Below are 360 nucleotides of genomic sequence, written 5' to 3' on the forward strand. Positions count from 1 at the left end.
CAAAACAAAACCCCTACCTGCATACGCAGATAGGGGTTTCGGAATTTAATCTTGACGATGACCTACTCTCACATGGGGAAACCCCACACTACCATCGGCGATGCATCGTTTCACTGCTGAGTTCGGGATGGGATCAGGTGGTTCCAATGCTCTATGGTCGTCAAGAAATTCGGTAGCCAGGTCGTTCTCCTTGCGGATCACGCTCCAGCGAATGGGTATGTAATAGATTTGTGTGTTTCGTTTCGAATTTTCGACAATGTATCGTCTTCACACACCGCAATCTGGCCTCTTTCGAGCTCACAGATTGCTTGGGTGTTATATGGTCAAGCCTCACGGGCAATTAGTATTGGTTAGCTCAAC

At 47.8% G+C, this 360-nt stretch carries 1 rRNA gene; it reads right to left on the reverse strand.

Annotation, left to right across the window (positions count from 1 at the left end):
* Positions 1 to 49: 49 nt before the first annotated feature.
* Positions 50 to 165 (reverse strand): 5S ribosomal RNA (gene rrf / locus BK660_RS29845).
* Positions 166 to 360 lie beyond the last annotated feature (195 nt).

The organism is Pseudomonas brassicacearum (assembly GCF_003732265.1).
In the GTDB taxonomy this organism is placed as follows: domain Bacteria; phylum Pseudomonadota; class Gammaproteobacteria; order Pseudomonadales; family Pseudomonadaceae; genus Aquipseudomonas; species Aquipseudomonas brassicacearum_D.